This is a genomic window from Williamsia serinedens (genome assembly GCF_024171725.1).
GTDB lineage: Bacteria > Actinomycetota > Actinomycetes > Mycobacteriales > Mycobacteriaceae > Williamsia_A > Williamsia_A serinedens.
The window spans coordinates 385,903-409,254 of the sequence record NZ_JAMTCG010000004.1; the positions used below are offsets into that span (position 1 = coordinate 385,903).

The window sequence follows — 23,352 nt, forward strand, 5'->3', positions numbered from 1 at the left end:
TCAGGGGGTGCGCAGGTGGAGGGCGACGACGGCGAGGACGTCGGCATTCCCCATCTCCAGGTGTCCGGCGCCGACGTCGACGCGGGTCACGCTGCCGCAGTGCGGTTCCCAGCTCGTCGTGACGGCGTCGGGGTCCGACTTGTCGGCGGTGGCGACGAACACCACGGCGGGTGCCCGCACCCGGCCGGGGCGGTGCCCGGCCGCGATCGCGTCGGCGCCGGCGAAGCTGTCCATGATCGCAGTGACCCGGTCGGCCGGCAGCAGGCCGCTCCGCACGATGTGCTCCCGCACCACTGCTGCCACCTCGTCCGGCGTCGACGCCTGCACGTCGTCACCGAGGTCGAACAGGGTCCGCCACCCGTCGAGCGGGTCGGAGGGTGCGTCGTCGGCGGTGCGGACGTCGAGGTCACCGACCCAGGTGTCGAGCAGGCCGAGCACGGCGACCTCCTCCGCCGCCGCCTCCAGTTGTTCGGCCATGGCGTGCGCGATGTGCCCGCCCAGCGACCAGCCGAGCAGGTGGTACGGACCGTGCGGCTGGACCGCGCGGATCTCGGCGACGTAGCGCTGCGCGTAGTCCTCGATCGACTCCGGCGCCGGCTCGGCGGCGACGACGGCGGGGTCCTGCAGCGCGTGGACGGGTCGGTCCGGCAGGAACGGTGCGAGGCCGCCGTACATCCACGCCAGTCCGCCGGCGGGGTGGACGCAGAAGAGCGGCGGTCCACTGCCCTCGCCACGCAAGGTCAGCAACACCCGGCCGCCGCCCGCGCCGCTCGCGACCCGCGCCGCGAGTGCGCGCGGGGTGGGATCGGAGAAGACCCACGGCAACTCGACGGCGACACCCTGGCGTCGCAGCCTCGCGACCGCGCGCGCCGCGGACAGCGAGGTCCCGCCCACGTCGAAGAAGTTGTCGGTCACCGCCATGGCAGACGCCCCGACTACGTCGGCGAAGACCGTCGCGATCCACCGCTCCGTCTCGCCGAGGACGCCGACCGCGGGTTCGACGATCTCCGCGTCCGACCGCGATGGAGGCCGCGCCGCAGCCGACGGCTGCGCCCCGATCACCTCGACACCGCCGTCACGCATCCGCGCCAGATCACCGGTGCGGTACATCCGCGCTCCTGCCGGCCCCGCGGGGTCGGCGACGACGCGTGTGGCGGCCGCCGCACCGGGCAGGAGCGTCGGCACCGCGCTCCCCCGCAGCCACAGATCACCGACGAGACCGGCCGGCAGTGGGCGCAACCGCCGGTCGAGGACGACAGGATCGTGGGGTCCCACGGTCACGGGTTCCCCACCGAGCACCGCGTCGACCGGTGCGACGCCCGCGACGAGCGCGTCGACGACGCGTAGGAACACGTCGCGGAACCGCTCGACGGTCGACGCGTCGTACAGCGCGGCGGCGTAGGTGATCGACCCGCGCAGCCCGTCGGCGGTCTCCGTGACGCCGACCGCGATGTCGACCTTCGCCGGTTCGGGCCCGAGCTCGACGCCGTGGACCGTCAGGCCGAGGTCGGTCAGCGCGCCGTCGACGGGCACGGCCTCGTCGAGGACGTTGAGGGTGATCTGGTGGATCGGCGGACGCCGGTCGGCGCGGTCGGGGGCGAGCAGCTCGACGAGCAGGTCGAACGGCAGGTCGGCGTGTGAGAACGCGGCGGTGTCGTCGTCGCGGACGCGTGCCAGCAGGTCGTCGACGGCGTCGTCGGGCCGCACCGATGTCCGCAGGACGACGGTGTTGACGAACATGCCGACCATGTCGGCCGTCGCGGGGTGCCGCCGACCGCTGATCGGGGCGCCGATCACCACGTCGTCGCAGCCGGTGAATGCGGAGACCGTCACCGACAACGCCGCGTGCAGCGTCATGAACGTGCTGAGCCCACGCCGGCGTCCCAATGTCAGCAGTGCCGCGGACCGTTCGCGCCCGAGGGTCAGCTCGACTCGTCCGCCGGTGCTGTCCTCCACGCGGCGACGCGGCCGGTCGGTGGGGATGTCGGTCCGCGCGGGCAGGTCGGCGAGACGATCACGCCACCACGCCGACTGCTCCCCGAGCACCGAGGCGGGGTCGTCGACGTCACCGAGAACCGCCTGCTCCCACAGGGTGTGATCGGCGTGGCCGAGGGCGAGCTCCGGAAGCCGGTCGCCGGCGACCCGACGGCGGTAGGCGTCGGTGAGATCGCGCGCGAGGATGTCGCCGGACGCCGCGTCACCGGCGATGTGGTGCAGGATGACGACGAGACGGTGACGCCCGCCGTCGCCGGCGAGGGCGGCACGGATCGGCATGTCCCGCGTGACGTCGAATCCCCGGCCACACAGTGCCATCGCCGCCTCGACGGACGGCGCCTCCTGCCACCACGGCCGGGCGAGCGCGTCGCCGACGTCGAGCACCTGCTGACGCGGTGTCCCGTCGTCGCCGGTCGGGAACACCGTGCGCAGTGCGGTGTGGCGGGCGATGACGTCACCGACGGCGTCGTGCATGGCCACGCGGTCGAGCGCACCGTCGATGTCGAGCGCGACCGGCATGAGGTAGGCCGTCGACGACGGGTCGAGCTGATTGAGGAACCAGATCCGTCGCTGCGCGAGCCCGAGGGGCACGACGGCGTCCGGGTCGCGCGGCCCCAGCGGATGCGACGCCCGCCGCGCAGCACGGACCGTGTCCACGAGGCCGAGAACGGTGGGGGCGGAGAGGAAGTCGCGGACACCGAGGTCGACCCCGAACGCCTCGCCGACGCGGCCCGCCACCCGTACCGCGGACAGCGACGTCCCGCCGAGGGCGAAGAAGTCGGTGGTCGCATCGGGGGTGACGCCCAGGACGTCCTCGACGATCCCCGCGACACGGGCCGCGACAGGATCGGCAGGCGGGGCAGCTGGTGCCGGGACCGCGTCGACCGACGCCGCCGGCAACGCTTTCCGATCGATCTTGCCGGCGACGTTGTGCGGCATCGCCTCCAGGTGGACCCACCGGGTCGGACGCATGTGCGCCGGCAGGATCCCCGCGACATGCGCTGCCACGGAGTCACTCTCGGCGGAACCGGTGTGATACCCGACCAGCAGGTCACCGCCGGGCGCCTCGACGATCGTCACCGCGGCCTGCATGACGCCCGCTGCGGTCGACATCGCGACCTCGACCTCGCCGAGCTCGATGCGGTGGCCCCGCAGTTTCACCTGGGAGTCGCGCCGCCCGAGGTACTCGAGGTCGCCGTCGGCGTTCCAGCGGACCAGATCGCCCGTGCGGTAGAGGCGGGCGCCCGGTTCGCCGAGCGGGTCGGCGACGAAACGCTCCGACGTCAGACCGGTTCTCGCGGCGTATCCCCGCGCGAGTTGGGGACCACCGAGGTAGAGCTCGCCCACGACCCCGAGCGGAACCGGACACAACCGCTCGTCGAGCACATGGGTGACGCTCTGCGGCAGCGGACGCCCGATCGGGACGGTCGCGGCGTCCGCGTCCACCCGGTGGGCGGTGATCTCCACCGCGGCCTCGGTCGGGCCGTACAGGTTCCACAGGGGCGCACCGGGCATCAGCGCACGCGCAGCGCGCGCGTCCGCGACCGAGAGCGCCTCACCGGTCGTGGAGACGCGCCGCAGGGTCGAGAGCATCTCCCGCGTCCGCGGGTCACCGGCGAGGACGTCGCAGAAGAGGGAGAGCAGCGACGGGACGAAGTGCACGCTCGTGACGCCGTGCGCGGCGACGAGGTCGCGGATGTGGAACGGGTCGCCGTGCAGGCCCGGCTCCGCGAGGACGACGGTCGCCCCGACGAGGAACGGCGAGAACAGTTCCGGCACCGACACGTCGAAGGTGATCGGGGTCTTCTGCAGCACGACGTCGTCGGGTCCCAGCGGCTGATCGCGCTGACCCCACGCGAGCCGGGCCAGGATCGCCCGGTGACTGACGGTCACGCCCTTCGGCGCACCGGTCGACCCGGACGTGAAGATCGTGTATGCGGCGTGATCGGGGCGGACCGGCGGCACGGGCGGTGCGACCGGGGCTGGTCGGCGCTCGTCGCCGACCGCCACGACCGTCACCTCGCTGCGGACGTCCTCGGTGCCGACCCACGGGGCGTCGCGGGAGACGAGGACCACGGGGGCGCCGGCGGTCCGCAGCATCTCCGCCGACCGGTGCACCGGGGCGTCGAGGTCCAGGGGCACGTACTGCCCACCGGAGACGACGACCGCGTGCACGGCCACGATCATCTCGATCGACCGGGCGATCGCCACACCGACCGGTACGTCGGGACCGACACCGAGCGCGACGAGGTCCGCCGACAGGCGGGCGGTCCGGGCTGCGAGGTCGGCGTTGGTGATCGACTCCTGCCCACCCTCCGCGCCGTGTGCGACCACCGCTGTCGCGGTCGGATCACCGGCGGGCAGCCCCCGCAGCACCTCCGCGAGCGTCGACCCGAGCGGCGGGACCGCCGCCCCGCCGTCGGCGAGTCGCCGCACCTGTGCGGCCTCTTCCGCGTCGAGGAGGTCGATGTCGCCGACGGGGACATGCGGTGTCGTCGTGACCGTCTCGAGGATCGTCACGAGCATGCGGGTCCAGCGCCGGATGGTGGTGTGCTCGAACAACCCTGCGTCGTGGACGATCTCGAGCTCCCAGTCGCCGACGTCGGTCACGGTCACCGTGATGCCGAGGTCGTGACGTGCGGAGGAGACACCCACGGCGAGCGGTTCTACCGTCAGCCCATCGGGTGCGGCGGTCACCGTGACCGACTCGGCGTGGTTCATCGCCAGCATCACCTGTGCGAGCGGCGCGAAGGCCTCCGACCGGTCGTGGACGAGGCGGTCGACGAGCAGGTCGAAGGGCACCTCCGCGCGGTCGAACGCATCGATGTCGTCGTCACGGACCACATCGAGCAGATCCTCGAAGGACCCGCCCGTGTCGACGGTGGACCGCAGCGCGAGCGTCGAGACGAACATGCCGACGACGTCGTCGACCACCGCGCCCCCGCGCCCCGACACCGGTGTCGCGACGAGGATGTCGGATGTCCCGGTGAGGCGCGCCAGCAGTGCGGCGACGGCGGCGTGGACGACCATGAAGGTGCTCGCGCCCTGCCTGCGGGCCAGCACGTCCACCGCTGCGGCGAGGTCGCGGGGGACCGACTCTCGCACCACGCCCGTCCGCCCCGACGCCACCGGCGGCCGTGGCCGATCGGTCGGCAGGGGGATCAGCGGCGGCGCGTCGGCCAGGCGCTCCAGCCACCACCGCAGGTCGCGACCCAGCCGCGAGGTGACATCGTCGGCCGCGCCGAAGGACTCCCGCTGCCACAGGGCGTGGTCGGCGAATTGCAGTGGCAGCGGCACGAAGAGGGGCGCCCGACCTGCGATCCGGGCGCTGTAGGCGGCGATGAGATCGCCGACGAGCGGCTTTGCCGACTGTCCGTCGACGGCGATGTGGTGGGCGACGAGCGCGACGAGCCAGTCGTCGTCGGCGCGAGCCACGACGCGGACCCGCAGGGGCAGATCCGTGGTCACGTCGAACGTCGCGACCGGCGCGAGAGCCGCGCGTACGTCCGCGCCGGGGTCGTCGTCGGTGGACGCGACGACGTCGACGGCGACGGACGCCTCGGCGGGGTCGAGGATCCGCTGGTACGGCTCCCCCGCTGCGGCCGGGAACACGGTGCGCAGCACCTCGTGCCGCGTGACGACGGCCGCGACGGCATCGCGCAACGCCGCGACGTCGAGGGGACCGCGCAGACGCACCCCGATGGGCACGGTGTACGCCGTCGACGTCGGGTCGACCTGGTTCAGGAACCAGATGCGCTGTTGCGCGAAGGACAGCGGGATGTGTTCGGGCCGTGCGGTTCCCGCGGTCGGACGCGGTCCCGCGATCGCGGGCAGGGCACGGATCCGCGCCGTCAGGTCCGCGATGGTCGCCGCGTCGAGCACGTCGCGCACCGTGAGCGCGACGCCCATCTCGTCGGCGACGCGGGCGATCAGGCGTGTCGCCGACAGCGAGGTCCCGCCCAGGGCGGCGAACTCGTCGTCGGGGCGGAGTCCGTCCGGGTCGATGTCGAGGACGGAACCGACCAGCACGGCGACGGCGCGGACGGTGTCGCCGGCGTCCGCCGTCGGGGTCGACGGGCGGGACCTCGCCGGTGTGTCCGACATCAGTGCGCGACGGTCGATCTTGCCGATCGGCGTGCGCGGCAGCGCGGGCAGCACGGTGATCGTCGCGGGGACGAGATGCGATGGCAGGGCGTCCGCGAGGAACAGGCGCAGGTCGGCCGGAGTGATCTCGGCGGAGGCCTCGACGAAGCCGGCGAGTGCCATGACGGGGTCTCCCACGCCGACGACCGCCGCCGCGACGACCACCGGGTGCGCGGTCAGCGCGGATTCCACCTCGCCGAGTTCGATGCGCAGCCCGCGCATCTTCACCTGGTGGTCGGTGCGGCCGTCGGAGTACAGCTGCCCGTCCGCGGCGCGACGGACGAGGTCGCCGGTGCGGTACATCCGCTCGCCGGGCGCGCCGAAGGGACACGGCACGAACCGGTCGGCGGTGAGGTCGGGACGACCGTGATACCCCCGTGCCAGGCAGTCCCCCATGACGTAGAGCTCACCGCGGACCCCGTCGGGCACGGGCTGCAGACGCGCGTCGAGGACGACCGCCGTCGATCCGGGCATCGGGAGGCCCAGCGGCACCGAGGCGTTCGGGTCGACGGGGGTCGAGGTGAGACATGCCATCGTCGTCTCGGTCGGGCCGTACGAGTCGTAGAACGCGCGGTCGCCCGCCCATCGGCGCATCTCCGCGTCGGGGACGGCCTCGCCGCCGACCAGCAGGTGCCGGATCGGGACGCGCGCCGGATCGCGCAGGGACGCCAGCACACTGGTCACGATCGCCGTGTGCGTCGGTGCCGTGGCCGCGATCCACGCCGCGAGCTCGTCGCCCCCGATCACCTCGGCTGGTGTGACGACCATCGCCCCGCCCGCGCAGAACGCCCCGAGGACCTCGAGCATCGCGACGTCGAATGCGGGGGAACTGATCCCGAGCCAGCGGGTGTCCTGGTCGACGTGGTGGCGTGACCGCAGGGTCGCGACCACCCCGGCGAGTCCGGTGTGGCTGACCACCACACCCTTCGGCGTCCCCGTCGACCCGGAGGTGTGGATCAGGTAGGCGCCGTTGTGGGGCCGCACCGGACGCAGTCGGTCGCGGTCGGTGAGCGGTGCGCGCAGCGACGGGTCCTCATCCGCGCGGCGACGGAGGTCGGCGACCGTCGCGGCGTCGAGGCGGATCGACGGGATTGCGTCGACGGTGGTGGAGGCGTCGTGCAGTGCGAGGACACTGCCGCTCGAGGCGATCACCGCACGCACCCGCTGCTCGGGGTGGCGGGGGTCGACGGGGCAGTACACGGCCCCGGCCTTGGCGACCGCCCAGACGGCGACCTGGACGAGTGCGGTCCGGGTCTGGGCGCTGACGACGACGTCCTCGGTCCCGATCCCACGGGCGACGAGGTCGCGGGCGAGCACCGAGCTGACGGCGTCGAGGTCCCGGTGTGTCCAGAGCGCGCCCGCGTCGAGCACGGCCGGGGCATCAGGGTCCCGTGCCGCCGCGGCAGCGAGCAGGTCGGGCAGGAGCAGCGGCGCCGGCGGGTCGACCGGCACCGGGACGGCCCGTGCGCGTTCGTCGTCCAGGAGCAGGTCGACGTCGCCGACGACCTCGTCCGGGTCGGCGGTGAGCGCGCGGAGCACGTGTACCCATCGGCGGGCGATCCGCGCGGCGGTGTCGTCGTCGAACAGGTCGAGTGCGTGGACGACACCGACGCGCCACGCGTCGTCGTCGGCCGTCGCGACGGCGAACGTGAGGTCGACGGCTGCGGTCGTGACCGGCGTCGTGACGATCTCGGCGTCGAGGTGCCCGATCGGGTCAGCGACCGTCGCGATGTCGACCGCGGCATCCTCGGTGACGGTGAGACGGATCTGGGCGAGCGGGGCGAAGGCGTCGGTGCGCACGGCGCCGACCCGCTCGATCACGTCCTCGAACGGGGCGTCGGCGTGGGCGAACGCGTCGAGGTCGGCGTGACGGACCGCGTCGATCAGGTCGAGGAACGTCTCGGATCCCGAGACCGGGGTGCGCAGGGCGATCGTGTTCACGAACATCCCGACGAGCTCGTCGAGGTCCGCCGCACCACGTCCGGCGACGGCGGTGGCGACGACGACGTCGTCCGTCCCCGCAAGCCGGTGCAGCAACGCGGCGAGCGCGGCGTGCAGCACCATGAACGGCGTGGTACCCGTCCGCCGGGCCAACGCGGTGACCGCGGCCGCGACGTCGGCGGGGATCACGGTCTCGACGGTGCCTGCACGGCCGCTCGCGACCGCCGGGCGGGGGCGGTCGGCGGGGAGGTCCAGAACGGGCGGCACACCGGCGAGGGCGGTGTCCCAGAAGGTGAACTGGCGGTCGAGACCACCGGCGGCGGTGAGGGTCTCGTGCTGCCAGAGGGCGTGGTCGATGTACTGCACCGGCAGCGGCGCCCAGTCGGGCGCGCCGCCCGCGGCCCGCGCGACGTAGGCCACGAGGAGGTCGCGGAGCAGCACCGGGCCGGACTCGCCGTCGGCGCCGATGTGGTGGACGAGGAGCACGAGCAGCGACGGCTCCCCGACCACGAGCCGCACCCGCACGGGGAGGTCGGCGGTGAGGTCGATCTCGCGGTCGAGGAGGGCGAACGCCGCGGCCTCGTCGGACACGACCGCGAGGTCCAGGCGCGCCGCCGCGGTCGCGGGGGCCAGGACCCGCTGCCACGGCGTCCCGTCGGGCGCGGTCGGGTAGACCGTCCGCAGGACTTCGTGGCGGTCGAGCACGTCCGCCACGGCGAGCCGGAGGGCGTCGACGTCGATCGCGCCGCGGAGGCGGAGGGCGATCGGGATGAACGACGACGGCGTCCCCGGTGCGAGCTGTTCGACGAACCACATCCGCCGCTGCGCCGACGACAGGGGCGGACGGTCGGGTCGTTCGCGCGGGACGGGGACCGAGATGTCCCGGCGCGGTGCGCGGGCGACGACCGCGGCGAGGCGGGAGATCGTCGGCGCATCGAACAGATCGCGGACGCCGACGTCGACACCGAGGGCGGCCGAGAGCCGCGCCACGACGCGCGTCGCCGACAACGACGTGCCACCGAGGGCGAAGAAATCCGCGGTCGCCGAGGGGTTCTCGACGTCGAGGACGTCGCCGACGATGCGGGCGATGGCCTCCTCGACCGTGCCCTCCGGGGCCACGTGGTCGTCGACGGCTGGTCCGGGGTCGACACCCCGCAGTGCCCGCCGATCGGCTTTCCCCGACGGGGTCAGCGGGATCGCGGCGAGCCGAACCCAGGTGTCGGGTCGCATGTAGCCCGGCAGGTCGCGCACGGCCTCGCGCAGATCGTCGTCCGTGACGTCGTTCCGAGCGGTCACGACGTGACCGACGAGTCGGGCCCCCTCGCCGCTCCCGGCGACGGTGACGACCGCCGACCGCACGGCCGACGCGGCGCCGAGGACGGCCTCGATCTCCCCGAGCTCGATGCGCTGTCCCCGGATCTTGACCTGGAAGTCCATGCGGCCCAGGTACTCCAGCACGCCGCGCGCGGTCCATCGCACGCGGTCGCCGGTGCGGTACAGCCGTGATCCCGGAGCACCCAGCGGGTCGGCGACGAAGCGGTCGGCGGTGAGATCCGGTCGCGACGCGTAGCCGCGCGCGAGCTGCACACCCCCGAGGTAGAGCTCGCCGGCGACACCGGTCGGCACCGGGGTGAGGCGGTCGTCGAGCACCCACGTCGTGGTGTTCGCGACGGGCCGACCGATGGGCACGGGGTCGTCGCCCGGCGCGACGGGATAGGCGGTGACGTCGACGGCGGCCTCGGTCGGACCGTAGAGGTTGTGCAGGGCGAGACCGGGCAGCGCGGCGAGCAGCGCCCGCGCGGTCGCCGCGGTGAGCGCCTCTCCCGAGGTGACGACGAGGCGCAGGCTCGCGAGGTCGCCGACGCGGTCACCGATCTCGTCGACGAACACACCGAGCATCGACGGGACGAAGTGCATCACCGTCGCGCGCGACCGGCGCACGAGGTCGAGCAGGTGGTGCGGATCGCCGTGACGCCCCGGTTCGGCGAGGACCAGGCGTGCACCGGTGAGGAACGGCCAGAACAGTTCCCACACGGAGACGTCGAACGTGACCGGGGTCTTGCCCACGATCGCGTCGGTCGCGTCGATCCGGTGGTCGTCCTGCATCCAGGCGAGTCGGTTGACGACCGCGCGGTGGGAGACGGTGACCCCCTTGGGCGTCCCGGTGGAGCCCGACGTGAACAGCGTGTAGGCCGCCTCGTCGGGGTGCACGCGCGCGACCGCGTGGTGGTCCGCGGTCCGCGATGTCACGGGCAGAAGGTCGACGTCGGTCCCGCTCAGCGCGTCCGGGACGGACCCGTCGTCGACGAGGACGAATCGGACCCCGGCGGTCGAGAGCATCGACGCGGCGCGGGCCGACGGCGCGTCCACCGCGATGGGCACGTACTGCGCTCCCGCGGCGACGATCCCGTGGATCGCGACGACCAGCGCGGCCGACCGGTCGATGCACACAGCGACCGCGTCGCCCCGGCCGATCCCTCGGCGACGGAGGTCCTCCACGACCGCGGCGACTCGCGCCCCGAAGCCGGCGTAGTCGAGGACGGTCCCGTCCGGGCCGACGAGGGCGGGTGCGGTCGGCGTGGCCGCGATCTGGTGCGCGACCAGCGCGGCGAGGTCGGTATCCGTGTCGATACCGGCATCCCAGTGACAGGTCGGATCCGTGTGGACCGTCGGGCCGGTCGAGAGTGTATGGACCGTGCGCGACTCCGCGTCGCCGAGCAGGTCGATGGCACCGATCGGGACACGCGCGTCTGCGATGGCGGCCTCGAGCACGGCCACGATCCGTCGACCGAGCGATGCCACGGTGTCCGCGTCGAACAGGTCGGTGGCGTAGACGATCTCGCCGTCGAGTGCGCGCAGTGAGCCGTCGTCGGCGCGGTCGGCGGAGAAGCCGACCGACAGGTCGAAGCGTGCGGCCGGGACACCCGGGTCGACGGGCGTCACCGCAAGGCCGGGCATGGCGTCGAGCTCGATACCCCGGTGCTGGGTGAGCGTGAGCATGACCTGCGCGAGCGGCGCGAAGGCCGTCGACCGCGTCGGGGCGAGCACGTCGACGAGATGCTCGAACGGCAGGTCGGCGTGGGCGAAGGCGTCCGCGTCGGCCGCGGCGACCATGCGCAGAAACGTCCCGAACGGCTGGGCGGGGTCGACCCGGGTCCGCAGGACGAGCGTGTTGACGAACATGCCGATCAGCGGGTCGAGTTCGGCGCGTCCACGACCGGCCACCGGGGTGGCGACGGCGACGTCGTCGGTGGCCGCCGTGCGCGCGAGCGCCACGCCGAGCGCGGCGTGCAGCACCATGAACGGCGTCGCCCCGTGCGCCCGGGCCAGGGCGTCGACGCGGTCACGGACGGGGTCGGGGATGTCGACGCGGACCAGTCCGCCCCGCTGCGACGTCTCCGCCGGACGTGGGCGGTCGGTCGGGAGCTCGAGCAGGTCCGGGAGACCGGCCAGGCGGTCGCGCCAGAACCGTTCCTGCGCGGCGATCGGCGAGCGCGGGTCGTCGAGAGCGCCGAGACGGGCCGCCTGCCACAGGGCGACGTCGGCGTACTGGACGGGCAACGGTTCCCAGTCCGGCGCACAGCCGTGGAGGCGGGCGCCGTATGCGGTGGCGAGGTCGGACACCAGCGGCCCGAGCGACTCACCGTCGGCGGCGATGTGGTGCAGCGTCACCACCAGCAGGTGGCTCTCGGGGCCCTCGCGGACCACGCCCACCCGGATCGGGACCTCCGACGCTACGTCGAAACCCCGTGCGGGGGCGGCGCGCACGGCGTCGGGGTCCTCCAGCCACCACGACCGGCTGCTCACGACCTCGTCGGCGTCGAGGATGTGCTGCCAGGGCGCCCCGGAGTCGTCCTGGGCGACGACGGTGCGCAGCGTCTCGTGGCGGGCGATGACGTCCCCGACCGCGGCGCGCAACCCCGCGACGTCGAGCGGGCCGCGCAGTCGCATCGCGAACGGGATCGTGTAGGCCGGGGACTGCGGGTCCCAGCGGTTGATGAACCACATCCGCGTCTGGGCGGGGGTGAGGAGAACATGCTCGGGGCGGGGGCCGGTCGGGATCGTGTCGGCGCTCTCGGCGAGATCCCCACCGCGCGCGACGATCAGCGCCGCGAGGCCGCGGATCGTCCCTGTCTCGAGCACGTCGCGGACGCCGACGGTCACGGTGGTCCCGGCGGTGACCCGCGCGGCGATCCGGGCCGCCGACAGCGAGTTCCCGCCGAGATCGGCGAGTGTCGCCAGCACCGACGGCGTCGGGGTCCCGACGACGTCCGCGACGAGGGCCGCCACGAACTCCTCGAGGTCGCCCACCGGATCCGTGTGCTCGACGGATCGCTCGGCCTCCGCTGTGGACGCGCGGGCTCGCGACACCGGCCGGTTGTCGAACGCCTCGCCCCCGCGTGCCGAGATCGAGGACACCGACGTGGACGGACTGCGCCCGACCACCGACAGGACCCGACGCAGGGTGTCCAGGACCGCAGCGGCCCGGTCGTCGTCGACGCGTTCGGGCAGGTGACGCAGCCGGATGACCAGGCGGTCGGCGGCGGGGACCGTGACGAGTGTCAGTGGGTAGTGGGTGGCGTCGGTGGACACGACGCCGCGGATGTCGAGCCCGTCCGCCGCGGCGAGGGTCTCGGTGTCGACGGGGAAGGACTCGAAGACCGTGACGGTGTCGAAGAGTGGCCCACCCCCGGCCGCGGCCGCGATGTCCGCGAGTCCGAGGTGCTGGTGGTCGAGCATGCGGGTCTTCGACCACTGCAGGTCGGTGGCGACATCGGCGACGGTCGCCTCGTCGCGGACGGCGACGGTCGCGGGGATGGTGTTGATGAAGAGCCCGACCATCGTGTCCGCGCCGGGGAGTTCGGGTGGGCGCCCCGACACCGTCTCGCCGAACACCACCTGCTCGATCCCGGTCATCCCCGACAGCAGGATCGCCCAGGCCGCCTGCACGAGGGTGTTCGTGGTCGTCCCGAGACGGCGGCCGGTGGCGGTGAGCGCGGCCGTGAGGTCGGTGTCGACGACCCACTCACGGGTCCGCGGCGCCGACGGATGGGGTGCCCGCAGGTCGGGTGCGACGAGCGTCGGTTCCTCGAGGACCGCGAGTTCCTCCGCCCACGCGGATCGCGCGGAGTCGGTGTCGGCGTCGGCGAGGAACGCGAGGTACGCCCCGAAGTCGTTCTCGGGCACTCCATCCAGGCTGCGGAGGTCGTCGTGCCCGGCGAGCAGCTCGGCGAGGACCAGGGGCGCCGACCACCCGTCCAGCACGAGGTGGTGCGCGGTGATCACGAACGACGCGCCGATCTCCCCGTCGGCCAGGACATGGCTGATCCACCGGAAACGCAGCAGTGCAGGGGATCCGAGATCGAAGGGGGTGACGCGGTCGATGTCTGCCAGAGCCGCGACCCGCGACGCCGCATCGCCCGGCAGGTCGGTCAGGTCGTCCTGTGCCCACCCGGCCCGCGCCGTCTCCGCGACCACCACGACGGGCCTGCCGCTCGCCGACCGGACGAAGCCCGACCGCAGCACCCGGTGACGCGCGACGAGCGCGTCCGCCGCGGCGCGCATCCGGACGGGATCGGCGAAGGGTCCCAGGGTGAGGACGGTCTGGACGACGTACACGTCGAGCGGGTCGTCGACACCGCTGAGTGCCGCCTCGGACTCGACGAGCATCCCGGCCTGCAGCGGGGTCGTCGGCCAGAGTGTGGCGCCGGGATGGTCCCGGAGCAGCAGGTCGATCTCGGACTGCGTCAGTCCGGTGCCGCCGAGGTCGGTCTCGCTCGGACCGGGGTCGCCGACCGCCGCGACGTACGAGGCGACCGTGGCGAGGTGATGACGCCAGCGGTCGGCGACGGCCCGCGCGTCGTCGGTCTCGAGCAGGGCTGCGGGCCAGGCCATCTCGAGATCCATGACGCGCCCACCGGGTGTCGCGGCGGTGGTCACCGTCGCGGTGAGGGCGGCCGTCGCGACCATGGTGCCGCGCACGGTCGCCGGGAGGCCGGGCGCGGTGACGTCGGACACCGGGACGTCCGGCGCGCGCCCGTCGTGCTCGCCGCCGACCCCGCCGGCCGCACCGAAGTAGTTGAGCGCGATCGCCGGGGTGGTCAGCGTCGATCCCGGCGCCCATCGCAGGGCACCGAAACCCAGTCCCCGGCGCGGCATCCGGGCGCGGGTGTCCTTGACCGCCTTGACCGTGGCGGTGACATCCCGCCCGACGGAAACCGCCACCGGGACCAGTCCCGTGAACCACCCGACGGTGCCGCTGAGATCGGCACCGGCCGCGAGGGATTCCTCGCGGCCGTGTGTCTCGGTCAGGACCGCGACCCGGTTCTCGTCGATGTCCGCGGGGTCGCGACGGCCGAGCACGTCGACGAGGGCGTGCGCGAGGGTCGCGACGAGGACCGTGTCGACGCCGGTGTCGTAGGCGGTCGCGACATCGGTGAGGACGGCCTCGGCGATCTCGGTGGGCACCGTCGTCCGCGTCGTGGTGACCGTGGACTGACGATCGCGCGCGGGGTCCATCGCCCGCTCGGGCCCGGCGCCGGTCCCGATCGCCCCCGGCGCGGTCGCCGCGGCCCACGGCGCCGGGTCGTCGCGGTCCATCTCGTTCAGGACCCCCGCCCAGCGACGGGCCGACGTGCCCGGCTCGGCGAGCGCGACGGGTCGCCCCGCCCGGATCTGTGACCACGCGACCGCGAGGTCGGTGCCGATGATCTGCCAGGACACCGCGTCCACGGCGATGTGGTGGATCGCGATCACGAGTCGGTCGGGACCGTCGCCGACGGGGACCAGCGTCGCGCCGACCACCACACCGCGGGCGGGGTCGAGGTCGGCGAGCACGCGGGCGTGTGCGCGCGGGATCGCCGTCGACAGGGACATCTCGGCGACCCGGTCGTGCACGCGGATCACCACGCCGGTGGGGTCTCCGGCACCGGCGACCACCCGCCACGGCAGGTCATCGCCTGTCCGGATCGCGTCCACGGGGACGAGCGACGCCGTGAGCATCGGGTGGTGGGCGATGACGGCACGCAGGACCGCGGTCGGGTCGACCCCGTCGTCCGCGGGCAGGGCCAGGACCATGGCCTGGGAGAAGTCGCGGATGGCGTCGGGGTCGTCGTCGGGGACGAGGTCGGCCATCCATCGCAGCGTCGGGGTCGGCGTGACGGGACCGACCGCGCCGCCGGGGTACTCGGCGAGCGGCGGCACGGCGTGCGCCTGTGCGGCCGCCGTGATCGCGCGGACCGTGCGGTGGTCGAACACCATGCGCGGCGTCACGGTGTAACCGGCTGCGCGCAGGAGGGAGACCAGGCGGATCGACATGATCGAGTCGCCACCCAGGGCGAAGAAGGACTCCGTCACCGACACCGCGGGGCGACCGAGCACCGCCGCGACGATATCCGCGACGACACGCTCGTCCGACGTCGCCGGGGCCACGAGCGCATCGCCCCCGGTGTCGTCGCGCAGCGGTGGGAGCGCGCGACGATCGAGCTTGCCGGCGGTCGAGAGGACGACGTCGTCGAGGACGACCCAGCAGGTCGGGACCATGTACTCCGGCAGCGCATCCCGGGCCGTGGCGCCGACGGCGTCGAGGTCGATGTCGGTGCCGGCGACGTATCCGACGAGATGCTGCGCGCCGCCTGCGGTCTCGGCGACGGTCGCCGCCGCGTGGACGACGCCGGTGGCCCGCAGGAGGACCGACTCGACCTCGCCGAGCTCGATGCGCTGGCCCCGCAGCTTCACCTGGAAGTCGGTGCGCCCCAGGTATTCGAGCGCACCGTCGCGGTTGCGGCGGACGAGGTCACCGGTGCGGTACAGGCGCGTTCCCGGGGCGCCGTGCGGGTCGGCGACGAAGCGGTCGGCGGTGAGGTCGCCGCGCGCGGCGTACCCGCGCGCGAGTTGGACCCCGCCGAGATACAGCTCCCCGGGCACCCCGGCCGGGACCGGGTGCAGCCGCGCGTCGAGGACGCGGGTGACGGTGTTGTCCACCGGACGCCCGATCGGGACGACGTCGCCGACGTCGACGAGGGTCTGGTGGGTCACCTCGACGGCGGCCTCGGTGGGGCCGAAGAGATCGTGCAGGCCCACCCCGGGCAGTCGTGTCCGGACCTGCGCGGCGAGCGCGGGCGGCAGCGCCTCACCCGAGACGAACAGGTGCCGGAGCGACACGAGCCGGGCCAGAGCGGCGTCGTCGACGACCTCGAGGAAGACGGCGAGCATCGAGGGCACGAAATGCACCGTCGCCGCGCGTGTCCGGGCGACGAGCTCCGCGAGGTACGCCGGGTCGGTGTGCCCGTCGGCGCGGGCGACCACGATCCGCGCCCCGGCGAGCGTGGGAGCGAACAGCTCGGGCACGGACACGTCGAAGGTGGTCGGCGTCTTCAGGACGACACCGTCGCCGGCGCTGAGGGGGAATGTCTCCGACCCCCACGCTAGTCGGTTGAGAACCGCCGCGTGGGACACGGTGACGCCCTTCGGTCGTCCCGTCGATCCGGAGGTGAAGATCGTGTAGACCGCGTTGGTCGGGTGCAGCGGCGCGCGACGGTCGGCACCGGTGAACGGCGGTGTCGGCCCAGATCCGTTCTCCCCAGAAGAGTTCTGCGCGGATCCGTTCCCGCCGTCACGATCCGGGTCGACGAGGACCACGGGCAGCGCGGTGTCGGGACGGTCGGAGGCGGTGGTCAGGACGAGGCGCACCGAGGCCGTGGCGAGGATGTCGGCGACGCGATCGCGCGGCGCGGTCGGGTCGAGCGGCACGTACTGCCCGCCCGCGACGACGACGGCGTGGATCGCGACGACGAGGTCGACCGATCGGTTCATCACCACCGCGACCGCGTCCTCGGGTCCGATGCCTTCGTCGACGAGACGACGGGCGAGGCGATGCACGCGGGAGGCGAACGCGCGCATCGTGATCGGGCCGTCGTCGTCGGTGACGGCGACGGCGTCGGGGTCGGACGCGTACCGCGTCAGGAGGAGGTCGGCCAGGGTCGTGGTCGGTCGCGGAACCGTCGGCCCGTGGTCGGCCGCGGCGATCGCGGCACGGTCGGCGCCGTCGAGGAGGTCGATGTCGCCGACCGCACGACCGGCCGCGTCGTCGGTGATCGCGGCGAGGACACGCACGAGTCGCGCCGCGATCGTCTCGACGGTGTCGGGGTCGAACAGGTCGGTGGCGTAGACGATCTCGCCGGGCCAGTCGCCGTCCGGCGTGGGCGCACTCGACACCGTGACCTCGAGGTCGACCCGCGCGGCTGGTGTCCCGGGATCGAGGACCTCGATGCCGACGGCGCCGCCCGGGGCGTCGGGGCCGGCCGGGCCGCTCGACTGGTCGAAGGACAGCATCACCTGCGCCAGCGGCGCGTGCGACTCCGACCTGACCGGTGCGAGGTGTTCGACGAGGTGCTCGAAGGGCGCGTCGGCGTGCGCGACAGCGTCCAGGTCGGCCTCCCGCACCGTGGCGATCAGTCGGTCCACGGTGAGGTCCGGTGTCACGGCCACGCGCAGGACGAGGGTGTTCACGAACATCCCGACGAGGTCGTCGAGACCGGCCTGCCCACGACCCGCCGTCGGGGTGGCCACCGCGATGTCGTCGGTCGCGGAGAGGCGCGCGAGGAGCACGGCGAGCGCGGCGTGCACGACCATGAACTCCGTCGCGGCGTGACGGCGGGCCGCGGCGCGGACCCGCTGCGCGAGCGCCGCGGGCACGGTGAAACGGACGCGGTCGCCGGCACCCGACGCGCGGAGCGGTCGCGGCCGGTCGGTGGGGAGGGGCAGCAGGTCCGGCAGCCCTCGCAGGCGCTCGACCCGGTGCGCGACCTGGGACCCGAGCGGGGTGGTGGGGTCCTCGACCGACCCGAGCACGGTGTGTTGCCAGAGCGCGACGTCCGCGACCTGCAGCGGCAGCGGGGGCAGATCGGGTGCGTGCCCGGCCGACCGCGCGGCCCAGGCGGTCGCGAGGTCGGTGAGGAGCGGCCGCATGGACTCCCCGTCCACCGCGATGTGGTGCAGCGCGAGCGCGAGCACCCCGGCCTCGTCCTGTCGCCCCCCCGGCACGAGGAGTACCCGCACCGGCATCTCGCGCAGGAGGTCCATCGGCCGTGCGAGGAAGGCCGGGATCGCCTCGTCGGCCGGGGTGTCGGCGACATCGACCGTGAGGGCCGTCGCGGCGTCGTCGACCGGCAGCACCCGCTGCGTCGCGCGGCCCGCGTGCTCGGGGAAGACCGTCCGGAGCACCTCGTGTCGGGTGAGGACGTCGATCACCGCGGCCCGCACGACCGGCGGGTCGAGCGGTCCCGGCACGCGCACGACCAGTGGGATCACGTACGCGGTCGAGGTGGGGTCGAAACGGTGCAGGAACCAGATGCGCTGCTGCGCGATGGTCAGGGGGATGTGCTCGGGGCGGGTCTGCGGCGTGATCGGCGGCAGCGTCACGCCGCCGTCCGCGGCTCGGATGCGCGCGGCGAGACCCCGGGCCGTCGACGTCTCGAACAGGTCGCGGACACCCACCCGCACCCCGAACGTGTCGCTGAGGCGTGCGGCGACCCTGGTGGCGGACAGCGAGTTGCCGCCGCTCACGAAGAAGTCGGCGCCGACGTCGATCTCGTCGAGAGAGAGCACGTCGGCGAGGACGCCGGCGACGAGGCGCTCGTGGTCGTCGGCGGCCTTCTCCGCGACGGGCGCTGCGGCGACCGGATCGGGGAGCGCCGCGCGGTCGATCTTCCCGACCGGGGTGAGGGGCATCGCGTCGAGCACGGTGATCGTCGAGGGGACCATGTACCCGGGGAGCCGCGCGCCGAGGTACTCGGTGATCGCCGAGACGAGATCGACGGTCGCCGTGCCGGTCTCGCCGGTCTCGACGTACCCCGCGAGCGCCGCCGACGAACCCTCCCCCACCACGACGACGGCCGCCTGCCGCACCGCCGGGTGTCGCAGCAGCGTGGTCTCGATCTCTCCCAGCTCCAGGCGTTGACCGCGCAGCTTGACCTGACCGTCGGCGCGACCGGCGTAGTACAGCTCGCCGGCGCGCCGCCGCACGAGATCGCCGGTGCGGTACATCCGCGCGCCGCCGGGGGCGGCGACGAATCGCTCGGCGGTGCGGTCAGGACGTCGGTGGTAGCCGCGGGCCAGTCCGGGGCCCATCAGGTACAGCTCCCCCATCGTGCCGTCGGGCACCGGCCGGAGGCGGGCGTCGAGGACGAGAGCGACGACACCCGGCATCGGGACACCCAGCGGCACAGGAAGGTCCGAGGACATCGCCGGGCTGGTGACCGCGAGGATCGTCGTCTCGGTCGGACCGTAGCCGTCGTGGACGGCTCCCGGCCACCGGGCGATCTCCGCCTGGGGGACCGCCTCACCGCCGGCCATCAGATGCACCAGGGGCAGCGACGACGGGTCCGGGATGGACGCGGCGACCGAGGGGACGAGGAACGCATGGGTGACACCGTGTCGCGTGATCCACTCCGCGAGATCCCGTCCGCCGACGATGTCGTGGGGTACCAGCGCGATCGGGGCGCCGGCGTCCGCCGACCCCAGCACCTCGAGCATCGCGGCGTCGAACGACGGCGAAGAGATGCCCAACCACTGCGCGCTCGCATCCGGCGCGAGCCGGTCCCGCAGGGTCGCGGCGACCCCGGCCAGCCCGCGGTGGGTGACGAGGACGCCCTTCGGGATCCCCGTCGACCCCGACGTGAAGATCAGATAGGCGCCCGCGTCGACGGGGACCGTCGGCCAGTCGGGAACCGTGACCGGCCTGTCGCGCAGATCTGCGAGGGTCGCCGCGTCGAGGACGATCTGCGCGGCGCCGGGATCAGGCTCCCCGCGATCGACACCGGGACCGACGAGGACGACCCGGGCCCCGGCCTCGGCAAGCACGCGCTCTCGTCGGTCGGCCGGGTACCGCGGATCCACCGGGCACCAGACACCGCCGGCGAGCGCGACGGCGCGCAGCGCGACGTGGACCGCGGCCGACCGGTGGAGCAGGCCGACGACGACCGTCTCCGGCCCGACCCCCAGCGCGCGCAGGTCGACGGCGAGAGCGCCGGCGGCGGCGTCGACCTCACGGCGGGTCCAGACGGCGTCGGAGTCGATCAGCGCGACCGCCTCGGGATCCGCAGGCGTGGCGAGGATGTCGCGCAGGGTGCGCGCCGGCACGGCGGGTGGGCCGAGGAGGACGGGGGTGTCCCGACCGTCCAGGACGACCTCGACGTCGGCCACCCGTTGCTGTGGATCCTGCGCGATCGCGGTGAGCACCAGGGCGATCCGCTCGGCCAGTGCCTGCACCGTCGCGCCGTCGAGGACGTCGGCCGCACCGATCGCGCGCACGTCCCAGCCGTCGGCGCCGGCGACGACGCCGATCGTGAGGTCGACCTTCGCCTCGGTGACCGGGAGATCGACGGGTTCGACGGTGACCCCGGCGATCGTGCCGTCGACGGGCGGGGCTGCGTCGGCGACGGTCAGCAGCACCTGGGTCAGCGGAGGCACCGAGCCCGCTCTCCCGGTGTCGGCCGCGAAGCGCTCGACGAGGTGCTCGAAGGGGGTGGTCTGGTGGGCGAACGCGTCGAGGTCGCGGCCGCGGATCTCGGCGACGAGATCGCCGAGCGTGACGTCGTCGTCGACCGGCGTGCGGAGCACCACCGTGTTGACGAACATGCCGACCAGTTGGTCGATCTCGGCACGCCCGCGACCCGCGACCGGCGTGCCGATCACGACGTCCTCGGTTGCCGCGACGCGGGCGAGCACCACCGCCACTGCGGCGTGGACGACCATGAACCGGGACGCGCCGATCTGCCGGGCGAGTGCGTCGAGTGCCCCGGCGGCATCCCGGGCCACCGCGGCCTCTCCGGCGACGCCCACCCCGGACGGGGCCGGCGGGCGCGGGTGATCGAGCGGGAGGTCCAGGACGGCCGGCGCCCCGGCGAGCGCGCTCGACCAGAAGGCGAGATCGCCGGCGTCGGAGACCTCGTCGGCCTCGACCACTCCGCGGTGCCAGACGGCGTAGTCGGCGTACTGGACAGGCAAGGGTGGCAGTGCGGGCGTCGTGCCGCCGACGCGGGCGGCGTACAGGGCGAGGAGGTCTCTGAGCAGGACCGGGACGGATTCGCCGTCGGCCGCGACGTGGTGCACCGCGAGCACGACGGTCGTCGGGGCGTCGGCGTTCTCGGCGCTGGGTGCGACCCGGGCGCGTAGCGACAGATCGGTGCGGAGGTCGAACGGCCGACCGAGCACGGCAATCGCCTCGTCGGCGCTGTCGACGATCGCGAGGTCGAGCCGGTCGGCCGCCGTCTGCGCGTCGACGACGACCTGATGCGGTCCGTCGGCGTCCTCCGGGTACACCGTGCGGAGCACCTCGTGGCGCGCGAGGAGGTCCATGATCGCGGAACGCACTGTGCCCGCGTCGATCCCGCCCCGAAGTCGGACCGCGAGCGGGATGACGTACCCCGCGACACCGCGGTCGTCGTCGAGACGGTTCAGGTACCACATGCGCTGCTGCGCGTGCGAGAGCGGCAGACGCCGGTCGCGGTCGACCGGTCGCAGCGGCGGGAGGTCGGTGCGCCCGGCGCCGACGGCGTCCTGCGCGGCGCGGGCGATGTCGGCGATCGTCGACGCCTCGAACACCGCGCGGACGGCGACGTCGTGGCCGAGGACGGCGGACAGTCGCCCGGCGACGCGGGCCGCGCTCAGCGACGTCCCGCCCAGATCGGTGAACGACCCGTCAGGCACGGATCCCTCTGCGGCGGCGTCGAGATCGAGCACGTCGGTGACGATCCCCGTGACCAGCGCGAGCAGGGACTCGTCGACGTGGTCGGCGACGGCGGGACGCGTCGACCGCCTCGGTGCGTCGATGACGGCGAGCACGAGTTCCCCGGTCCGCGACCATCGCACGGCGAGTCCGGCGGCGAGCCACCGCTCCCCCGGCTCGCCGGTCGGCGGTGCGACGACGTGCGCTGCCGTGGCGCCGGCGTCACCCGTCGCCCATGGCACCATGTCGCCGGCGAGGAACAGCGATCCGACCGCCCCGGGCGCCGCGGGTCGCAGTCGGGCGTCGAGGACATGGGCTGTCACCCCGCCCAGGGGACGACCGAGGGACACGACGGCATCCGGGGACACGTCGCGATGCAGGACACCGAGCGGCATCCCGTCGAGCATGGTCAGGGTGTGGAGCCGTACGCGGCGGAACCGGTCGACGACCGCCGGCATGGTCGACATCGCGTCACCACGCCCTGTGACGACCGCGAGCCGTGCGGCGGGGGTCGTCTCGAGGGTCGTCGCGACCACGTCGGCCGGTGTGCAGACGACGGACGCGGCGGCGCGGTCGTGGGTGATCGTCGCGCCCCCGAGCGCCGCCCACAGCGTGGCGACGACGCCCGCGGGGCTGCCGGCGTCGTGCGCGACGAGCACGTCGTCGCGGGAGTCGACGGGCAGTCGTTCGGCGCGCCAGGCGAGATGTGCGGCCAGCGCGGCGCGGGTGACCGTGTGTCCCTCGGCGACGATCGCGGGAAGTCCCGGGTCGGCGTGCACGGGCGGGAACGTCGCCGCCGGCCGGTCGACCGATACCAGCCGGTGGGCAGCCCGGTCGGCGTCGGACACGACGTGGCCGCCCGCGGCGAGCACCGCGAGGACCCCGACGGCGAACTCGTCGGACATCGGGATCGCCACGGCAACCGGGGTTCCCGGTCGGACACCACGGGCCGCGAGGTCGGCGGCGACGGACTCGACCTGCGCGGCCAGGGCACCGCGCGACACGAGCAGGTCGGCGAGATCGACCGACGGCACGACGGCGGCCGGGACCGCCGACCGAGCCGACGCGGGCCCCGCGCCCAGGTCCCCGACCGCACGGTCGGGCGCGGCGACGCCCTCGGCGAGGACGGAGGCGAGCTCGCGCGCGACGGACGCGGCCGTCGCCGGGTCGTAGAGGTCGGTGGCGTAGGCGAGGGCGCCCCGGAGTCCGACGAGGGCACCGGTCTCGTCGCGGGTGGTGGTGACGCCGACGGTCAGGTCGAAACGCGCTGCGGGAGGGCCGGGGTCGACCGGGGTGACGGCGAGTCCGTCGACCTCGATGGCGCCGCTCGGGGTTTCGGCCACGGACACCATCACCGACGCCAGCGTTAAACCGTCGACGTCGCGGGGGGCGACGCGGTCGACGACGAGCTCGAACGGTGCGTCGGCGTGGTCGAAGGCGGCGAGGTCGGTCGCCCGCACCGCGTCCACGAGCGCATCGAAGTCGTCGTGCGGCGCGACGGTCGTCCGGAGCACGAGCGTGTTGACGAACATGCCCACGAGGTC

Annotated in this window: 1 protein-coding gene (only partly in view); it reads right to left on the reverse strand. The window is 73.9% G+C overall.

Going from position 1 to position 23,352, the window contains the following annotated elements:
* Positions 1-23,352, reverse strand: partial view of a non-ribosomal peptide synthase/polyketide synthase gene (locus tag LX12_RS12925; protein WP_253654950.1) — the 3' portion only. The gene runs 13,914 nt beyond the window's last position; only the last 23,352 of its 37,266 coding nucleotides appear in the window; its start codon lies off the right edge, out of view; its stop codon occupies positions 1-3.